Consider the following 18,376-nt stretch of genomic DNA (forward strand, 5'->3'; position numbering starts at 1 on the left):
TCTTCACCTGGAGGATTAGTAGAGCGGACCGAAATTGCGGCAGGCTCTGTAATCGGCACTCTCCAGATTCTCCGTGCCGAACAGCGACCAGACGCGCGGACGGAAAATACGCGCTTCCTCCACGTTATGCATACTGACCGGTATCCGCAGGATCGAGGCCAGCGTAATGAGATCCGCACCGATATGCCCGTAGCTGATCGCCCCGTGATTGGCGCCCCAATTGTTCATCACATCGTACACAGACTGGAAGGAGCCATGACCGGTCAGGTTCGGAGCAAACCAAGTTGTCGGCCAGGTAGGGTCTGTGCGCTGGTCGAGCGTGTCATGGACCTCTGCCGGAAGCTCTACAGTGTAGCCCTCTACCAGCTGGAGGACAGGCCCCAGCCCCTTGACCAGATTAAGCCGGGCCATGGTGACCGGCATGCCGCCCCGGGTCAGATAGTCCGTGGAGAAGCCGCCCCCCCGGAAATATTCCTGGGAAGCCGGGCGGAACTGAGTCTGCGCGATACAGGCAGCCGCCTCTTCATCCGTGATGTCCCAGAACGGTTTGATTGCCGGCTTGCCGTCAATACTCTGCTCGCCGGTGCCGTCCAGCGCTGCCGAGCCGGAATTGATCAGATGCAGCAGGCCGCCTGCCGCTGCTCCCTCCAGCTCATACCCGGTCACGCGCTTCACGGCCGCCGGACTCCAGAAGGTGCGCACATCGGCAAAAATCTGCGCCGTATTCGTCAGCAGATAATTGAACAGCATCGTCACCCCGTTCAGGCTGTCATTCTCAGTGGCGACGATGTAAGGCGCCCGTCTGCCGTTCCAGTCGAACGAGGAGTTCAGAATCGTCTCCATGAAGTCGCCGTTCGGGAAATGGTCGGTCCATTGCCGCTGGCCCTGGAAGCCGCCCAGCAGGGCATTGTGACCACTCGCTTCTTCTTCGAAGCCAAGCTTTGCAAGCTGCGGATTGCCGGTCATGAGATCACGGGCAATCAGCGTCATTAAGACAACCGTCTCCCACTGCTCTTCCTTAACCTCTTCACTGAGCTGCAGATGCTGCGGATTATTATCCGCCCCCACACGGCAGTTGTCCTTCACCCAGGCCAGCGCCCGCGCGAACTCCTCGGGATCATAGATCCCTTCCTCCAATCTGCGTACAAATTCAGACATATCGATATATTCATTGCGCATGCCGAGATATTCCTGGAAGAACTGCTCGTTCACAATGGAGCCGGCGATTCCCATCGACACAGAACCCATCGACAGATAGGACTTCCCCTTCATCAGAGCGGCCGCCAGCGCGGACCTCGCGAACTGCAGCAGCTTCACCTGAACATCCGCCGGGATTTCCTCGCTGCTGGATTCCTGGACATCCTCTCCGTAGATACCGAAGGCCGGAATGCCTTTTTGCGCATAAGCAGACAGAACTGCCGCCAGATACACTGCGCCGGGGCGCTCCGTTCCATTGAATCCCCATACCGCATGCGGGATGGTCGCATCCATATCCATCGTTTCCGATCCATAGCACCAGCACGGGGTGACTGTAATGGATACGCCTACACCTGCACCCGCGAACTTCTGCGCCGCCGCAGCAGCCTCCTTCACGCCGCCAATCGTAGAATCGGCAATGATACACTCCACCTGTGAACCATCCGGATACCTTACATTCTCCTGCAAAAATGCCGCCACGCGCTGCGCCATGCCCATCGTCTGTACCTCCAGCGATTCGCGCACCCCGCGTCTTCTGCCGTCAATCGTCGGCCGGATTCCAATCTTCGGATAATTTGCTGTCACTGCTGTTCCTCCCCGGAATCGTAAGTTGATAGTATGAGAACATTACACTGGAGCGCTAGCTCCGATTAGTAAGCGCTACCAAATACAGCCTCTGCAGTCTGCACACTTTTGTCTTTCGCCGCAGGCTTTCCATTTCTTCTACATCATAGAATCACCCACCTTCAAAGTCAACACTATTCCACACTTTAAATTTGGTTATTGTGTGGTTTTGTGTGATATAATTGCGATAACCTGTGGAATCGTTTGTGATTGTGGGATTTATGTTATGCAGCAGGTTATAGTAAACTGTACTTAACTACATAACGTAAGGGTGGGCATGATATGAAAGCTTTTGAACGGCGGGATCTGGTCATTAATGAGCTCTACAGGCATAAGAAGGTTCATGTTGCGGATCTGGCACAGAAATTTGGTGTATCGGAGGAGACGATCCGGCGCGATCTTGACCGGCTGGACAAGGAGGGTATTGCCAAGAAGAATTACGGCGGGGCGATTCTGAACGCTCACACCAACGAGGACCCTTCCTACTCGCACAGGCATCAGGTCAACATTGAAGCGAAGCGGATAATTGCGGTAAGGCTGCTGGAGCTGATTAATGACGGGGACAGTGTGATGACGGACACCAGCACTACAGCTTTTGAAGGATTACGGAGAATCGTGGAGGACAAAAAAAATCTGACAATCATCACCAATTCCCTGGCGGTATTGTCAGAATTCCAGCATTCCGGGCAAAAACTCATCTCCACGGGGGGCCTGCTCGGACCGGAGACCAGCTCTTTCGTAGGGCCTACGGCCTCGCAGACCATTCTGAAATATAATGTGGATGTGGCGATTTTCAGCTGCAAGGCACTCTCCATGACCGGCGGACTCTCTGATTCCAACGAAGCGGAGACCGAACTTAAGGTGCTGATGCAGCAGCAAGCGAGCAAGGTGGTCCTGCTGGCTGACCATTCCAAGTTCGACCGGATCGCCTTCATCCGGCTGTTCAGCTTCGACAAGGTCGATTATATCGTCACCGATCAGCGGCCGTCCGAGGAATGGATCGAGTTCCTTGCCAAATATCAGGTCTCCCTGCTCTACCCTGCTGATTCACAATAAGTCTTAACGTTCACGCTTAAAAGCCTGCGCCGACACGTACACGAACCGTTCCGCTCTGGCCATCATATGGAACTTCTGCTCCGGGAAGTGGCGGTACAGGTGATCTACGAAATAGCCCGGATTCTCGGCGTTGCCGGCGAACAGGTCATAATGCAGCGGTACCACGGTCTCAAAGCCTGAGGTCGCCGCGAACTCCGCCGCTTCCCGGTAATTCATATTGCCCACGATATTGCGGCTGCCCCGGTAATAATCGCGCCCGTTAATCGGCAGCAGCGCCAGATCGATCTTGCGGCTGCCAACCTCCTCAATCAGCTCAGGGAACAGCACGGTATCCCCTGCATGATAGAGTCTCACCCCGTTCAGCTCCAGGATGTAGCCCACGTACTTAGGATGTCCCTGTTCATCGCGTTCGAGCTGTTCGTGCGCCGCTGCAACGGGTATGACCTTCAGCCCGCTTGCAGGCTCCGCTTCACTGGCAGGCAAGGCAGCGGTGAGCTGCTCCTTGCGGATGCCCAGTTCCTGCAGACGCTCCAGGCAGACCGCCGGAGCCATGAACTGCGCCTGCGGATTCAGTCCGGCAAGCACTGGGAGGGCCTCCTCATCCAGATGATCTGAATGGTCGTGGGTAATCAGGCAGACCTCCATATTCGTAATCTCTCCAGGCCCTACCGGCGGCGGGAAAGTGCGGTCCGGGTTCGGGGATACATATGGATCAATATAGACGGTCACCCCCGCCCCCTTGACAATAATGCTGGCTTGTCCGAGGAACCAGACCGCCAGGCAGCCGTAAGGCACCTCAGTGCTGCGGATTTCTTCGATCAGTTCTTGGCCTGCTAATGGCATGATGGGTTGCTCCCTTCCTCTCTTCTCTACCAAACTCTAACGTATTACCGTCTTGTCCGCAAATGAAGTCTTTCAGCGCGCCTCCTATATCACAGCGCTCTGCCCAAGAGGATTCGCTGCGGTGCTGTATTCAGCCCCCATACCCCTATACAACAGATTCATAATAGAGGTAGTATGGATAGGAAATTTATATCTAGACACTGGAGGAACCCTGATGAGCAGGATTGTGAACACCCCCGCACCGCCTTATTATGCAGTCATTTTTACATCGGAACGAACGGACGGTGATCACCACTATGCGGAAATGGCAGAGGAAATGGCCCAGCTCGCCGCCGCCCAGCCTGGATTCCTCGGAATGGAGAGCGCCAGGGAGGGCCTCGGGATCACTGTATCCTATTGGGATTCTCCTGAAGCCATACGGCAATGGAAAAAGAATGAGCGGCATCTGGTCGCCCAAAGCAAAGGAATCGGGGAATGGTACCTGACTTATAAAACGAGGGTGTGCAAGGTTGAACGGGATTATGGCTTTGAGAAAGAGACCCCGCCAGGCCTTGTTACCGGTGCCGATTGATGGGTACAATTATTAGGGTAGGTACTTCAACTACAGGACAGTAAAGGACAGGTGAAATGAATGCAGAATTACGGATTCGCAAGAGTCGCCGCCGCTTCCCCGGAACTCCGGGTGGCTGACTGCGTATTCAATGCAGACCAGATTATTGAAGCCATCAATACAGCCAGCACCCAGGAGGTGGAGTACCTGGTACTCCCGGAGCTGTGCATCACCGGCTACAGCTGTGCGGATCTGTTCCTCCAGCCCAGGCTGCTGGAATCCGCGATGCAGGCGCTGCTGCGGATTACGGCCGCGACGGCAGAGCACCGGATGATTATTATTGCCAGTCTGCCGGTCTCCATCAAGAGCAGGCTGTTTAACTGTGCCGCTGTCCTACAGCAGGGCCGGATTCTCGGGATTGTGGTCAAGACCTGCATTCCCGGATACAGTGAATTCTACGAGCCGCGCTGGTTCGCGGGAGCCGAGGAGCTGGAGGTGTCCGAGCTGCGGATCGGCGGATCGGTGGTGCCGGTGGGCAATGATTTGATTTTTGCCTGTGAGAGTGACGGAAATCTGTCGTTCGGTGTGGAGATCTGCGAGGATCTCTGGGTGCCGGTGCCGCCAAGCAGCCTGCTGGCCCAAGCCGGGGCGACGCTGCTGTTCAACCCGTCGGCCAGCAACGAGCTGGTCGGCAAGGCCGATTACCGCCGCCAGCTGGTCGGGGGCCAGTCTGCCTCGTGTGTGGCCGGTTATGTCTATGCCGGCTGCAATACCGGCGAATCGACAACAGACGTTGTCTTCGGCGGACATTCCCTGATCGCGGAGAACGGCCAGCTGCTGGCCGAATCGGAACGCTTCACTCATGAGAGCCGGATGATTACCGCCGACATTGACTTGCCGCGGCTGCTGTATTCCCGCACCGTGATGGGAACGTTCCGTGCAGGCAAGGGCGGACGCAATTACCGCGAGATTCTCTACGCCGCGCCGCTCAGCAGCGGCACCCGGCGGGAGCTGAAACGGAACGTAGGCGTCAACCCGTTCGTGCCGGGCAATCCGCTCCAGCGGGACGAACGGTGCCAGGAGATTCTCTCGATCCAGACCTCCGGCCTGATGAAGCGTATCCGTCACATCGGCACCAAGCAGGCTGTGATCGGCATCTCCGGCGGCCTCGACTCTACGCTTGCGCTGCTGGTTGCCGTGCGGGCCATGGAGCTGCTCGGGCGTCCGGCCAGCGATGTGCTGGCGGTCACGATGCCGGGCTTCGGCACGACCAGCCGCACCTACGACAATGCTGTAGGCTTGATCAAAGCGCTCGGCGCCACGATGAAGGTCGTTGACATCAAGGCGGCCTGCCTCCAGCACTTCGCTGACATCGGCCACGACCCCGAGGTGCATGACCTGACTTACGAGAACGTACAAGCCCGCGAGCGCACCCAGATTCTGATGGACCTCGCCAACAAGAACGGCGGGATTGTCATCGGTACAGGCGACCTGTCCGAGCTTGCGCTGGGCTGGTGTACCTATAACGGCGACCATATGTCGATGTACAGCGTGAATTCGGGCATTCCGAAGACGCTGATCCAATATGTTGTCGCCTGGTATGCGGACCATGAAGCAGACGAGACGGTGAACAAGTACCTCTATAGCATAATCGAGACCGGAATCAGCCCGGAACTCCTTCCGCCTTCTGCAACCGGAGAGATTGTCCAGCTGACCGAGAATATCCTGGGGCCTTACATTGTGCATGACTTCTTCCTCTATTACATGCTGCGTACTGGCGCTTCTCCCGGCAAAATGCTCTATCTCGCCCAGCACGCCTTCGGCGGTGCTTATCCCAAGGAGCAGCTGACCGCCTGGCTGAAGGTGTTCGTCACCCGCTTCTTCACCCAGCAGTTCAAGCGCTCCTGCCTGCCGGACGGACCGAAGGTCGGTACGGTCAGCCTCTCGCCGCGCGGCGACTGGCGTATGCCAAGCGATGCTTCTGCCGCGCTCTGGCTGCAGGAAATCGAAGAACTGTAACTCCCGGCCGCAGCAATAAGGCCGAAGACAAAGAGGCGTCCCCCATCATCGCAGGATGATCAGGGACGCCTCTTTTTTGTCAGCAATCGGCTTCACTCGTACCTGTTATCAAGAATCAGGACTTCGTCGCTGCCGAATGGGGTCTGAATCGTTACCGTCTCGCCCGGACACGCCAGAATCAGCCCTCTGCCCATAGGCGACCAGAGGGAAATGCAGAATTCATCCAGCTCAGCTTCACCAGGAATTACAATCCGGTACATATCCTTCAGCGTCTCCTGCCCGATACGCAACGACACCCGGGAACCGACCAGCACCATAGAACGTTCTAGCGCATCGTTGTCACCGGACAGAATCCGCTCCACCGTCTCCTGATAGCTTTTGATCATCGCCTGTACCTCTGACCGCTCAGCCGGTGACTCCCATGTTCCCCTGTCCAGAATGGAGAATTTATGCTCATCAAGATAGACCAGTTGCTGCACCAGCTCCTCGCGCAAGGAAACTGTTCTGAGACTATGGCTCATAGTAGATTTCACCTACCTTCTTCATCAGGTCATGCTCGAAAATACGCTTGTTCCTGCTCATAGCCCTCAGTCCTCCTATATAAGAAAATAGATCCCGCGCAGGGACCTATTCTCTATGATAGCATCTTTCCCGGGAAAGACAATCTCATGTGCAGGGGATGGCGCGCTCCGGTTCAACGCTTCACAGAATCGGCAGATTTCCCGGACGTTCCGGCAGCGGCCCGGCTGTACATATTCAGGTCTTGCAGCTTAATCAGCACTTTGCCGAACCGCCCGCCTTGGCGGACAACGACTTGCTGCTGCGGGTAGGCCGTGTGCAGATAGTCTGTAACTACCTTGCGGGTAGCCTCTCCCCCGTCCAGATGATGCAGCGGCAGCATTTCCATCACCTCAGCGGCTGCTGCTTCCAAGGTCAGCTCCTTGCTTTTCGCTTCGCGGGTAATAATCGTCTCATAGGAATAGCCCTTCAAATATAATAATTGAGTCAGATAAGCCATATCCGAAGACTCCGCATGAACCTCCCGGCCCGTCAGCAGCGGCAGCACTTCATTCATCAGACTATGCTCCTGCACACCTGCCGAGGTGCTGATATAGCAGTATTGCCGGGCACAGCTGATCACCTTCTCCGTGCTCTCCCAGTCGAACACCGCCGGACACATGGACACGAAGACCAGATCGAAGGCACCCAGCCAGCCGCGTGACGCAATATCGATATTCTCGAACGCTTCATGCACCAGCTCCACCTGACCCGGAGCCGCTCCGGCAGTGTTCTTCAGAAACAGCTCCGCTAACGGAACATTAGGCTCTACTGCTGTAACCTTGGCCCCCCGCTCGATAAAAGGAACTGTGAACCCGCCCGAAGCCGCGCCTACATCGAGAACAGTCAACCCTTTAAAGTCCACGCCCTGGCCTTCCATCCAGCCGATAATCCGCTCGCTCCGGTCCCGCCCGGCACTGCTGAATACCTCTTCATTGAACACATCCGCTTTATGATCGAAGCTCGTGTGCGGGTTCATACCCATCGCTTTGAACTTGTTAGCCATCGCCTTGGGATCTTCCTTCCAAGCCTTCTCCCATACGCTTGCATCGAATAATCCGTTATTCATTACTAATTCATCCTCTCTGAATGTATTCATCACACGACAATTACGAAGACTTAAAAGATTTTGAATATCTATAATACCCGCTAAGTTGCAACGGCTATACCGCCCCTGAAGGGACGGTATCCGTTGCAGCGGGAAATAGCAGCACACAGTATGCGACAGCATGATGCCACAGCTTAATGGCTGGCCAGCATCTTCTCGGCAAGCTCGGACATCATTTTGTTACGCAGATAATCCTCCATCTGCCCTTCAGCCTTAACCATCTCCTGCTGAATCAGACACTCACTGGGATGGTCCAGGGTGCAGTCGAACAGCGATGCCGTGCCTTCAATGGCATGGATGATATCCAGGAACGAGATTTCGTCCCCCTTGCGCCGCAGACGATACCCGCCATTGGCCCCAGATGCGGATTCGATAAGCCCGGCCTTCACCAGCTTGGTTAGAATCTTGGACAAATACGTTGGCGATACATTCTGCCGCTCGGCAAGCTGCTGCACGCCCATTGGCTTATCGGGAGTGTGCGCCACCAGAAACAGCATTGTGTGCAGGGCGTAGTTCGTTGCTTTGGAGTATTTCATGTCTTATTCCACCTTACATAAGGACTATGTCTGAAATTACAGACTTTATTTATCTATGATAGCCCTTATGTGGGGAGATTGCAACAAAAAACAGAGCCCTATACTCCCGAGGGCCCTGCATCGCAGTATTATCAGTGGCTGAAATAGCCCCGGCTACAATCCGCTTACTTCCGCAAAGGGTACTGGAATCTGTATTCCCCGGAGCCGAGCGTAACCTTCACCGCCCGTGCCAGCTGCTCAGCGGAATGAATACCGGAGGCTTGCTCAAGCGGCTGTCCAGCCGCCATGCCTGTCTCCGACACTTCCGCCAGCAAGGCGTCCGGCAACAGCACCGTAGCCGAAGTATTCGGCGGAACCACGGCGGTCAGCCCCATTTTCCCGGAATCTATCTTCCATTCAGAGCGGATCATTCCGTACATCGACTCCAGTCCGGCAGCAGCCGAGGTCAGTCCGCCTCCCGGATGCGGCTGGATCAGAAACTGCTTATAGCCCGGCCCTTCCTCTGTCTGCCCGATCCCGGCCACATAGCGGTACAGGAAGTCCCCTACCGCCCCGTAAGCATAGTGGTTGAAGGAATTCATATCCTTGCTCCAAAAGCTGCCGTCCTCCTTAATCCCGTCCCAATGCTCCCAGATCGTAGTGGCCCCGCGGGTAATCTGGTACAGCCAGGATGGGTAATCCGTCTGTAGTAAGAGCTTGTAGGCAGCGTCATAACGGCCCCCATCCGCCAGCACCAAATTCAGATAAGGCGTTCCGACGAAGCCTGTCGTAAGGTGATACCCGCTCGCTTCCAGCAGCCCGATAAGTCTCGCTAGCGTGCGGTCCCTTGCATTCCCCTCCACTAGTCCGAACATTAACGCCAGCACACAGGCTGTTTGGGTAGCCGTAGCTTCCTGCCCCGCTGGTAGGATATACGCTTGGTTGAACGCATCCTTGACCCGGTGATGAAGCTGCGAGTATTTCTCCACATCTTCGGTCCGGCCCAGCACCTTCGCCGTCTTCTCCATCAGCTGAACCGAATAGGCATAGAAGGCCGTTGCGATATAATTCCGGTCCGTAGCACCCACAAGACTGTCTGCCTTGGCATCCAGACCCAGCCAATCTCCGAAATGGTCGCCGGTATTCCACAGGAACTCATTAGTCCCCTGGCGGCGGATATACTCCACCCAGCCCTGCATACTGCTGTACTGCTGCTCCAGAATCCGCTTATCGCCATAACACTGGTAGATCGTCCACGGACAGATGACCGCCGCATCTCCCCACGCCGCAGAGGAATGTGCCTCCTCCCCCAATACATGCGGAATCACGTAAGGAACTCCTCCATCCTCCCGCTGATCGGCAGACAGATCCCTTAGCCATTTGCTGAAAAAAGGTGCCACATTCATCAGATACGCCGAGGTGCGGATGAACATCTGCGCGTCTCCGGTCCACCCGAGCCGTTCATCGCGCTGGGGGCAGTCGGTCGGCACATCGACGAAATTGCCCTTTTGCCCCCACAGGATGTTGTGCTGGAGCTGATTCAGCAGTGCATTGGAACAGGTAAAGGTGCCCGTCGGCTCCATATCCGAATGCAGCACCACGCCTGTGAAGTCCTGCAGATCCAGCGGGTCCGGGAACCCGATCAGTTGCACATACCGGAAGCCCTGGAAGGTAAAACGCGGCTGGAAGCTCTCCCGGCCCCCGCCGCCGGCGATATAAGTAACAGTCTGCCGGGCTGCCCGCAGGTTCTCTGTATACACATTGCCCCCCTGGTCCAGCACCTCGAAATGCCGCAGCTGATATTCCTGTCCCGCCGCGCCTTCTACGGTGAACCGCAGCCAGCCGACCATATTCTGGCCCATATCGAGCACCATCTCCCCCGCCGGAGTGCGGATGAGGGCCACAGGAGCCAATTCCTGGACTGCCCGGACCGGATCATTCTCCTGCGCAAGCAGAATTATCTTGGTATACGGAAGAATCTCCGCCGGTGTCCACAGCGTGTCGTCATACCCCGGCGTGCTGAAGCCGTGCTGCACCAGCCGGGCGTCATAGGTCTCCCCGTGATACAGCTCCGACATCTGCAGCGGGCCGGGCAACACCTTCCACTGCGGGCCGGTTCCTATGATCTGCTCCGTGCCGTCCTCAAAGGTGAGATGAAGCTGCATCAGCAGCGCTGTACGGCTGCCATAGATATACTTCCTGTGCTCCCAGCCTAGAATTCCTTTGTACCAGCCGTTCCCGAGCCAGGCACCAGCCGCATTGTCCCCAAGGTTAAGCAGCGGGGTCACATCATAAGTCTGGTATTGCAGACGCTGGCTGTAACTGGTCCACCCGGGATTGAGATAAGTATCGCCTACCCGCACGCCGTTCAGCTCCAGCTCATACAACCCGAGACTGGTCACATAGATTCTGGCGCGGGCGACCGGCCGGTCCACATGGAAGCTTCCGCGCAGCAGCGGGCTTTGCTCTGCTTCTTCCGCAAGGCAGGCCAGCGGAGCCGTAATCCATTCTGCAGTCCACTCCTCCGGCGAGAGCAGCCCCATCTCCCACCAGGCCGCCCCGGACCACTCCGTGGGACGATGGTGCTGATCCCATATTTTCACCCGGTAATAATAACGCGTCCTGGACTGCAGCTCCAGCTCCTTCAGCTCAATGTGAAGGGAGTCCCCGGACTCCACTCTGCCCGAATCCCACCATACGCTCCCGAAATCCGCCGCGCCTGCCACCTGTAATTGATACGCCTGCTGCCTCACATCCCGCTCATCCGCACTCACCTGCCAGCTGATTCTTGGATTACGAATATCCAGCCCCAGCGGATTCTCCTGGTACTCCACTCGCGGTTTTTGGATAGCTATCATTGAATACACCTCACCTTTATAGGATTAATCCTGTATATATGATGCGCTTTCTATTACAATTATAGGATTCCGCGTGGTTTGCATGACCTGCAATATGGACATTTCACCGGGGTAAAAAGGACTTTCTGCCATCTGGAGGAGGGAACTGATGGATTCGGCCAACCATACGCTAAAAGGGGAGTATTTCTTCCGGGGCAATCTCCTGTTATATGTGAACCGCGCTAACGAGACCTATGATCTTCCACTTCACTCCCATGACTTCATAGAGCTGACCTTCGTAGCCGAGGGCAAAGGATTTCATTATATCGGCCAGAAGGCTCACCCGACCGGCAAGGGCCAGCTACACTTCATTCCTGTCGGCGTGTCTCATGTCTTCCGTCCGTCATCACCCAGCTCTCTGCGTGAGCCGCTCGTCGTGTACAATTGTTTGTTTAAACCGGAGCTACTGGACCGGCTTGCCTCCGTGATTCAAGACCCGCCGATCGCCTCCTACCTGGAGCAGATCAGAGAACACCGTCTGCATTCCTTCTCCCTGACGGATCTGAATGGTTCCATAGAGAACCTGTTTCTGGCGCTTCACCGTGAGTTTCACCTGCCGCAGAGCGGCTCCGACAGCTATTTGCTGACCCTGTTCATTCAACTTCTGATCAGTATCTACAGGCTGGAGCATGACGAGATTCAGTTTCCGCTGGGCAAGCAGACGCAATTTTTGCAGATTCTGAATTACGTCCACCTGAACTATGTGCAGGAGATTACCCTGACGCATCTGTCACGCAGCTTCGACTGGAGTGAACGGCATCTTCAGCGGCTGTTCAAGGCGCATACAGGGCAGACCTTCTACCGGTACCTGCAGAACGTCCGGATTCAGAAAAGCTGTCTGCTGCTGGTCCAGCAGCCCAAGTCGCCCGTTCACCTCATTGCAGAGCAGGTAGGCTACCGCGATCCGTCAACGTTCAATCTGGTTTTCAAGCGGATCATCGGCACAACACCGGGGATCTACCGACAAACACCGGGAAGGAAACAGATGAAAGCGGTGAACCCGGAGGAACAACTTTAACGCGGAATGATTGATGTTATTAGGAAATAGTGTTAGGCTATCAACGGTAAACTCCATTCCAGCTACACAGAAAGGTAGTCCTATGATTAAAGTTCAACACCTGTCCTTCTCCTTCCCGCAAAAAGAGCTCTACACTGACATTTCGTTTACGCTCGAAGAGGCGCAGCATTGCGCTTTTATCGGAACCAGCGGCAGCGGAAAAAGCACCCTGATCGACATCCTGATGGACCGGGACAGATATTTGTTCGACGGCAGCATTGAGATGGAGCCTGATTGCAGCATCGGGTATGTCAGCCAGTTCGCCAAGCCGGACCTGTCTGCCGACACCACCGTGTTTGAATATATAGCCGGACCCTTCCTTAAGCTACAGGAGGAAATACAGCTCATCTGCACAGAGATGGAGACCTCGGCGGATATTGAGCCGCTGCTGGAGAAGTATCAACTGGCTCTGGACGCTTTTGAGGCCTTGGGCGGAGATGATTACGAGAGCCTCATTCACAAAAAGCTGAATCTGGCAGACCTCATGAAGCGCAGGGATCTTAAGGTATCCGAGCTGAGCGGCGGGGAATTCAAGCTCGTTCAGGTCATGAAGGAAATGCTGAACCGTCCTGACTTCCTGATTATGGATGAACCGGATGTATTCCTGGACTTCGAGAACCTCAATGCGCTCCGGCAGCTGATTAACTCCCATAAGGGAATTCTGCTGGTGGTTACGCACAACCGTTATCTGCTTAACCATTGTTTTAATAAGATTATTCATCTGGAAAATAAGGAGCTTCAAGAGTTTGACGGCCGGTATCTGGAATACAACCTCTCCCTGCTTCAGACCAAAATAGAGCTGCAGGAGCTGGCCCTTGCCGAACAGGAAGAGATTGAGCGCAACGAGAACATCATCGACAACCTCCGGGCGATCGCCACGTATAATTCAGAAGCCTCCAGAGGGAGAGCACTGAAAGCGAGAGTAAGGTTCCAGGAAAGACTGGAAGCCCGCAGAATCAAAGCGCCGTTCGTGGACATTAAGCAGCCGCAGATTCATTTGGGGATGGTGCATGAGCTGCAGGACGCCGATGCTCCTGTTGTGACAGTTCAAGAGTACCGGGCGGCCTTCGATGAGCTGCTGCTGGACAAGGTTAGCTTCGAGATGAATGTTGGTGATAAAGTCGCCCTGATCGGTCCGAACGGTACCGGCAAAACAACCCTGCTGCGCGATATCGCGCGGGGCCAGCACGACTCAATAACCCTGAGCCCGGAGGCTACGGTAGCTTATCTGTCTCAGCTTCAAGGCGAAGTGCTGACAGATTCGAACACCCTGCTCGAAGAATTCATCGAGGCCGGAATGGCCACATATGATGAGATCCGCACCCACCTGACATCCTATGGCTTTGAAGGCGAGATTGTGAACCAGCGAATAGCAGCCTTGTCCGGCGGCGAAAAAAATCTGCTGCAGCTGGCCAAGGTATCTGCCCTGAACGCCAATGTCCTGCTGCTCGATGAGCCGACCAGCCATCTGGATACCTACACGCAAATCGCTCTGGACCAAGCCATCCAGGAGTACAAGGGCGCGATTCTTATGATCTCGCATGACTTCTATTCCGTGGTCAACGGGATGGATTATGTCCTGATTATTGACGATAAGACAATCCGCAAGATGACGATCAAGAAATTCAAGAAGATGATCTATGCCCGGCACTTCGATAAAGATTATCTGGAGCTGGAGCAGAAGAAGAAAGCGGCCGAGACCCGGGTAGAACTGGCGCTGAAGGATAACAATTTTGAGCTTGCCAAAAGTCTGGTTGCTGAGCTGGAAGAACTGATTAAGCTGATGTAAGTGTACAGGAACAGTATTAATAAAAAGGCCGCCAATTCCGGCAGGGTGTGTGAAAACTCCCCCTGCCGGAATGACGGTCTTTTAGATGTGCATTAACCTGCCTGGACGGGCAGATCCGGCTTAAGCATTAGGAAAAGCTACATGAACCGTATGGATCTCATAAGGCTTGAAATCAAGCCTTATAGCGGGTCCATCCACCGTCTCAGCCTCCAGAGGCCGCTCCATCAGATCGCGCAGCTGCCAGGAGGAGACCGCATAATCGCTGCTGACATTCGCCGTGCAGCGTGTTCCGGTGAACTCATGCAGCCGGACAATACAGCCGCTGCCGTCTTCTGCCAGCTTCACGGCATCGATCGCAATGTTCGGAGCATCGCAGGTGATCAGGGATTTGCCGGCTCCGGCGGTGTAGGCGCCTTCCACGGCCAGAAGCGGCTGGTTCAGCGCCCACGCTTCCTGTACCGTGCCCGCAGCCACCCAATCCCCTTCATGCGGAAGCAGGGCATACGTAAAGCTGTGCTCGCCCTGATCCGCCAGCCGGTCCGGGCTGGTTGCCGATTTGATCAGCGACAGCCGCATCGTATGATCCTTGATGTCATAGCCGTATTTGCAGTCGTTCAGCAGACTGACCCCGTAGCCCCGCTCCGACAGATCGGCCCACTGATGACCCACGCTCTCGAATCGCGCATAATCCCAGCTTGTATTCCAATGAGTCGGCCGCTTCACATTGCCGAACTGGATATCATAGGTCGCTTCCGTAGCCCGCACAGCCACAGGGAAGGCCGCCTTCAGCAGCTGCTGCTGCTCATGCCAGTCTACATAGGTCTCGAAATCAATCCGCGCGCTTCCGGCATAGACCTTAACCTTCTGGACAATGGTGGAATCCATGTAGCTCCAGACGAATTCCAGCACCGCCTGAAGTGGCCCACACTCGGTCAGCTTGACAGAGCGCAGATCGCTGATGATCCGCATCTTCTCCTGGTAGAACAGGTCGATATCCCAGGCATCGAACATCTTGGGCTTATCCTCGAAGACCTGCAGCACATTGCCGCATTCGCCCGTTGCCAGCACCTCACGTTCTGCGCTGCGGTCGAAGATCCGGCTGAGCTGTCCAGATGCATTCCACTCCAGAATATAATAAGGAGTGGTTAGTGTGGAATCCTGCCAGCGGAAAGGAACGGTGGGTTCTGGCTGAGCGGCTTCGGAACCGCCAGGCTCAGCGGCAACAATCACTGCACTGCCCATCGCCGGAACCGCCGCCGTCTCCACCAGCCACTGCCCGCCGGAGCGCTGGGCAGTCAGCCGGTTACCTTCGGCATCTGTCCAGACAGCATTCTCGGCATCATGTGGCACGGTTGCCAGCCGGGGAGCGGTGAAGAATGCGCTGTTAAAGAGCGTATATTCTGTCTGCACCGGAGTTTTCGCCGGTGGGAGGTCAGCTTGCGCCACAGGCGGGAGAGCGTCATGTGCCGCAAGCGAACCCTCGGCAGACGCCGGAGGAAGGCCGACATGCACGGCAGAAGAATCCTCGGCAGGGACAGATGCGAGACCGGATTGCGCCGCAGATGAATCCTCAGCAGGCGCAGGAGTTAAGCCGACGAGTCCCTCCACAGCCGCCGCCCGCGCCGCCAGGCCAAGCTGCTCTGCTTCGGCATATTCCACCCGGGAATCCTGATACACCTCATGAATCGAGGAGCCGGGAATAATATCGTGGAACTGATTACGCAGAATGATCTGCCAGCCTTCGAGGAGCGAGCCCGCCGGATACTGGCTGAATCCGCCGCTCTCCGCCGCCCAGAGCATCTGCAGCCATTCCGCTTCACGGTATAGAAGCTCTAGTTTGCGGTTCATTTTTTTATTATAAGCTTGGCTTGTATAGGTTCCCCGGTGGTACTCCAGGTATAGCTCCCCATCCCAGGTATGCACATACTTCTCCGTAGCATCTATCGTCTCATGAAGCCGCTCGAAGTATTCCGCTGCCCGGCCCGTCTTCACCTGCGGAAGACCTGGCATCGTATCCAGCCGCCGCCGCATCTCCAGCATCTCGCGGTTGACACCGCCGCCCCCGTCTCCGTAACCATAGGACAACAGCAGCTCACGGTTCAGGTTCTTGTCCCGGTACTGTTCCCAAATTCCCTGCACAGAGAACGGCTCGATCAGACCGTTATAAGTGTAATACCAAGCACCCGAATTCGGACCCTCCGGCGTCGTGATGAAGTGGGTCAGCACCTCGCTGCCGTCAATCCCTCTCCACTGGAAGGTATCATGCGGCATCCGGTTGTACTGGCTCCAGCTGATCTTGGTGGTCATGAAGGTATCAATCCCTGACTTGCGCAGAATCTGCGGCAGCGCCCAGCTATACCCGAACACATCCGGCAACCATAAGTATTTGCAATCCACCCCGAACTCTTCTCGGAAAAACTTGGTCCCGTACAAAATCTGCCGCACCAGCGACTCGCCGCTCGTCAGATTACAATCCGCTTCCAGCCACATTGCCCCTCCGGCTTCCCAGCGGCCCTCTTCCACACGCTCCTTAATCTCCTGATAGATCTCCGGGTAGTCCTGCTTGATATACGCATAGAGCTGAGGCTGCGTCTGCAAAAAAATGTACTCCGGGAACTGCTTCATCAGCCGCAGTACGGTAGAGAAGGAACGGGCTGCTTTCTCCCGGGTGTGGGTAAGCCGCCATAACCAGGCCACATCGATATGTGTATGGCCGATGGCGGTCACCGTTACCGGATGCTCCTGCTCCATTCGGGCGAGCGCCTCTTGAAGCAGCGCTTCCGCCTCCTGGACTGAAGCATAGAATGCGGCGCTTCCGGGTCTGGACCAGTCCAGCAGGTTGAAGGCCTTGTTCAAGGCGGTTAGCAGCTCATGTTTCTGAATCTGGCTGTCTTGTAGCTGCTTGATCGTACCCAGCGCAGCCCGGCCGGTATAATAGAGATTGTCAGTGGACTCATCCAGATAGGCCAGCTCCGCCCGCATGATCTTGTGCTCCTGAGGGATCAGCTGACCGTCACCGTTCAGTCCCGACCATAAGCGGAACGTGAGCTCCAGCTCCCGGCCGGCCGCGCCGTCTTCCAGGAATACCTCCTGATGGTTGGAGTCCACCCCCTGATAAGGCTTCCCGTCCAGGTACAGCAGCGATTCGAACCCGCCGTTATTGCCTCCGCCGGTGCGCCCAAAATCGAACAACCCGACAACACGTTTTCCCTGCCATTCGGCAGGTACGGTTACCTTGCGGTGCAGCCACAGATAGGCATCATAGCCGGTCCAATGCTCCCCGGTCCGCAGCTTCCTGTCTCCGTCAAGTACGGGCGGATAAGCACCGTTGGCCCCCTCCAGATCCTCAGTAACCTGCCATTCCTCAAGTGTAATCCCCTCACGGTACCTGTAACTCTCCAGCTCTCTCAACCGCGCACCAAGCTTCTCTTCTGTCCAGAACATAATCGTTCTCCTCCTTAGTTATAACACGTGTTATTAAGGGGCAAAAAGTGGGGGAGGAGCGGGCTGAGACCAGGGGCACTTATGCACCTCATTGGCTCATCCAGCCCACTTTTGGCTAAGTCAGGTGCACTTGTGCTCCTCATTCGCTCATCTGGCTCACTTTCGGCAAATTCAGGGGCACTTGTGCTCCTCATTCGCTCACCTAGCCCACTTTCAGCAAATTCAGGTGCACTTGTGCTCCTCATTCGCTCACCTGGCTCACTTTCAGCAAATTCAGGTGCATTTGTGCTCCTCATTCGCTCATCTGGCTCACTTTCAGCAAATTCAGGGGCACTTGTGCTCCTCATTCGCTCGTCTAGCCAACTTTCGGCAAATTCAGGGGCACTTGTGCTCCTCATTCGCTCATCTGGCTCACTTTCAGCAAATTCAGGGGCACTTGTGCTCCTCATTTGCTCACCTAGCCCATCTCCACTAGCTCATCTAGTTTACTTCCAGTCAACTTAGAGGGATTTATCCCTCTTATTCCAGCGTCTAGCCTACTTCCAGTCAATTCAAGGGGATTTATCCCTCTCATTCCCGCATCCAGCCTACTTTCAGCGAACTCAAAGGGATTTATCCCTCTCACTCCCGCTTCCAGCCCACTTTCAGCCGACTCAGAGGGATTTATCCCTCTCATTCCTGCCTCCAGCCCACCCGGCGCACTCCACGCCACCAACCGG

General features: G+C 55.7%; 13 protein-coding genes. 5 read left to right on the forward strand and 8 right to left on the reverse strand.

Translation table 11 applies throughout. The features are described 5' to 3' along the window. Positions 1–15: 15 nt before the first annotated feature. Positions 16–1,782 carry an L-fucose isomerase gene (locus MKZ07_RS12820; RefSeq protein WP_083677733.1) on the reverse strand — a complete coding sequence of 589 codons (1,767 nt, stop codon included), beginning with the start codon at positions 1,780–1,782 and terminating at the stop codon, positions 16–18. A gap of 321 nt (positions 1,783–2,103) precedes the next feature. Here MKZ07_RS12820 and MKZ07_RS12825 point away from each other — a divergent pair, with 321 nt between their 5' ends. Then, on the forward strand, positions 2,104–2,877 hold the full coding sequence (locus tag MKZ07_RS12825) for a DeoR/GlpR family DNA-binding transcription regulator (RefSeq protein WP_036698553.1): 774 nt from the start codon (positions 2,104–2,106) through the stop codon (positions 2,875–2,877). A 3-nt stretch (positions 2,878–2,880) separates the two neighbouring features. On the opposite strand, the gene MKZ07_RS12830 is transcribed toward MKZ07_RS12825, so the two are convergent. Then, positions 2,881–3,720 (reverse strand): MBL fold metallo-hydrolase, encoded by an 840-nt coding sequence (locus MKZ07_RS12830; protein WP_051493877.1) that lies wholly within the window; start codon positions 3,718–3,720, stop codon positions 2,881–2,883. A gap of 214 nt (positions 3,721–3,934) precedes the next feature. On the opposite strand from MKZ07_RS12830, the gene MKZ07_RS12835 reads away from it, so the two are divergent. Beyond that, entirely contained in the window at positions 3,935–4,291 is a 357-nt protein-coding gene (locus tag MKZ07_RS12835; RefSeq protein WP_341026031.1) for an antibiotic biosynthesis monooxygenase family protein, read from the forward strand. 60 nt (positions 4,292–4,351) lie between these two features. Further along, positions 4,352–6,289 (forward strand): NAD(+) synthase, encoded by a 1,938-nt coding sequence (locus tag MKZ07_RS12840; RefSeq protein WP_036698560.1) that lies wholly within the window; start codon positions 4,352–4,354, stop codon positions 6,287–6,289. Positions 6,290–6,381: 92 nt separating this feature from the next. Here MKZ07_RS12840 and MKZ07_RS12845 read toward each other — a convergent pair whose 3' ends face one another. From MKZ07_RS12845 to MKZ07_RS12860, 4 genes are all read right to left on the reverse strand, one after another. Continuing rightward, a complete protein-coding gene (locus tag MKZ07_RS12845) occupies positions 6,382–6,810 on the reverse strand; it encodes a GreA/GreB family elongation factor (RefSeq protein WP_036698563.1) in 429 nt (142 codons plus the stop codon). Positions 6,811–6,983: 173 nt separating this feature from the next. Continuing rightward, positions 6,984–7,916, reverse strand: a complete 933-nt coding sequence (locus MKZ07_RS12850; RefSeq protein ID WP_051493878.1) for a class I SAM-dependent methyltransferase — start codon at positions 7,914–7,916, stop codon at positions 6,984–6,986. 173 nt (positions 7,917–8,089) lie between these two features. After that, complete coding sequence (locus MKZ07_RS12855) at positions 8,090–8,491, reverse strand: RrF2 family transcriptional regulator (protein WP_036698565.1); 402 nt, start codon at positions 8,489–8,491, stop codon at positions 8,090–8,092. Between the two features lie 164 nt (positions 8,492–8,655). Beyond that, positions 8,656–11,328: a glycoside hydrolase family 78 protein gene (locus MKZ07_RS12860; protein WP_341026033.1), complete on the reverse strand. Its 2,673-nt coding sequence runs from the start codon at positions 11,326–11,328 to the stop codon at positions 8,656–8,658. A 148-nt stretch (positions 11,329–11,476) separates the two neighbouring features. Between MKZ07_RS12860 and MKZ07_RS12865 the strand changes: the two genes are divergently transcribed. Continuing rightward, entirely contained in the window at positions 11,477–12,385 is a 909-nt protein-coding gene (locus MKZ07_RS12865; protein WP_076154466.1) for a helix-turn-helix transcriptional regulator, read from the forward strand. 82 nt (positions 12,386–12,467) lie between these two features. Continuing rightward, positions 12,468–14,213: an ABC-F family ATP-binding cassette domain-containing protein gene (locus MKZ07_RS12870; RefSeq protein ID WP_036698571.1), complete on the forward strand. Its 1,746-nt coding sequence runs from the start codon at positions 12,468–12,470 to the stop codon at positions 14,211–14,213. A 120-nt stretch (positions 14,214–14,333) separates the two neighbouring features. Here the strand turns inward: MKZ07_RS12870 and MKZ07_RS12875 are convergent, their stop codons facing one another. After that, positions 14,334–17,657: an alpha-mannosidase gene (locus MKZ07_RS12875; protein ID WP_341026036.1), complete on the reverse strand. Its 3,324-nt coding sequence runs from the start codon at positions 17,655–17,657 to the stop codon at positions 14,334–14,336. Positions 17,658–18,114: 457 nt separating this feature from the next. Beyond that, complete coding sequence (locus MKZ07_RS12880; RefSeq protein ID WP_143804213.1) at positions 18,115–18,333, reverse strand: hypothetical protein; 219 nt, start codon at positions 18,331–18,333, stop codon at positions 18,115–18,117. Positions 18,334–18,376 lie beyond the last annotated feature (43 nt).

This window comes from Paenibacillus sp. FSL P4-0338, from assembly GCF_038002365.1.
Taxonomy (GTDB): domain Bacteria; phylum Bacillota; class Bacilli; order Paenibacillales; family Paenibacillaceae; genus Paenibacillus_AQ.

Bases quoted from the DNA above. Each gene is read 5' to 3' on its own strand.
- MKZ07_RS12850 (WP_051493878.1), bottom strand. From the start codon at position 7,916: ATGAATAACGGATTATTCGATGCAAGCGTATGGGAGAAGGCTTGGAAG.
- MKZ07_RS12880 (WP_143804213.1), bottom strand. From the start codon at position 18,333: ATGAGAGGGATAAATCCCTCTGAGTCGGCTGAAAGTGGGCTGGAAGCG.
- MKZ07_RS12845 (WP_036698563.1), bottom strand. From the start codon at position 6,810: ATGAGCCATAGTCTCAGAACAGTTTCCTTGCGCGAGGAGCTGGTGCAG.
- MKZ07_RS12870 (WP_036698571.1), top strand. From the start codon at position 12,468: ATGATTAAAGTTCAACACCTGTCCTTCTCCTTCCCGCAAAAAGAGCTC.
- MKZ07_RS12865 (WP_076154466.1), top strand. From the start codon at position 11,477: ATGGATTCGGCCAACCATACGCTAAAAGGGGAGTATTTCTTCCGGGGC.
- MKZ07_RS12860 (WP_341026033.1), bottom strand. From the start codon at position 11,328: ATGATAGCTATCCAAAAACCGCGAGTGGAGTACCAGGAGAATCCGCTG.
- MKZ07_RS12875 (WP_341026036.1), bottom strand. From the start codon at position 17,657: ATGTTCTGGACAGAAGAGAAGCTTGGTGCGCGGTTGAGAGAGCTGGAG.
- MKZ07_RS12840 (WP_036698560.1), top strand. From the start codon at position 4,352: ATGCAGAATTACGGATTCGCAAGAGTCGCCGCCGCTTCCCCGGAACTC.
- MKZ07_RS12855 (WP_036698565.1), bottom strand. From the start codon at position 8,491: ATGAAATACTCCAAAGCAACGAACTACGCCCTGCACACAATGCTGTTT.
- MKZ07_RS12835 (WP_341026031.1), top strand. From the start codon at position 3,935: ATGAGCAGGATTGTGAACACCCCCGCACCGCCTTATTATGCAGTCATT.
- MKZ07_RS12825 (WP_036698553.1), top strand. From the start codon at position 2,104: ATGAAAGCTTTTGAACGGCGGGATCTGGTCATTAATGAGCTCTACAGG.
- MKZ07_RS12830 (WP_051493877.1), bottom strand. From the start codon at position 3,720: ATGCCATTAGCAGGCCAAGAACTGATCGAAGAAATCCGCAGCACTGAG.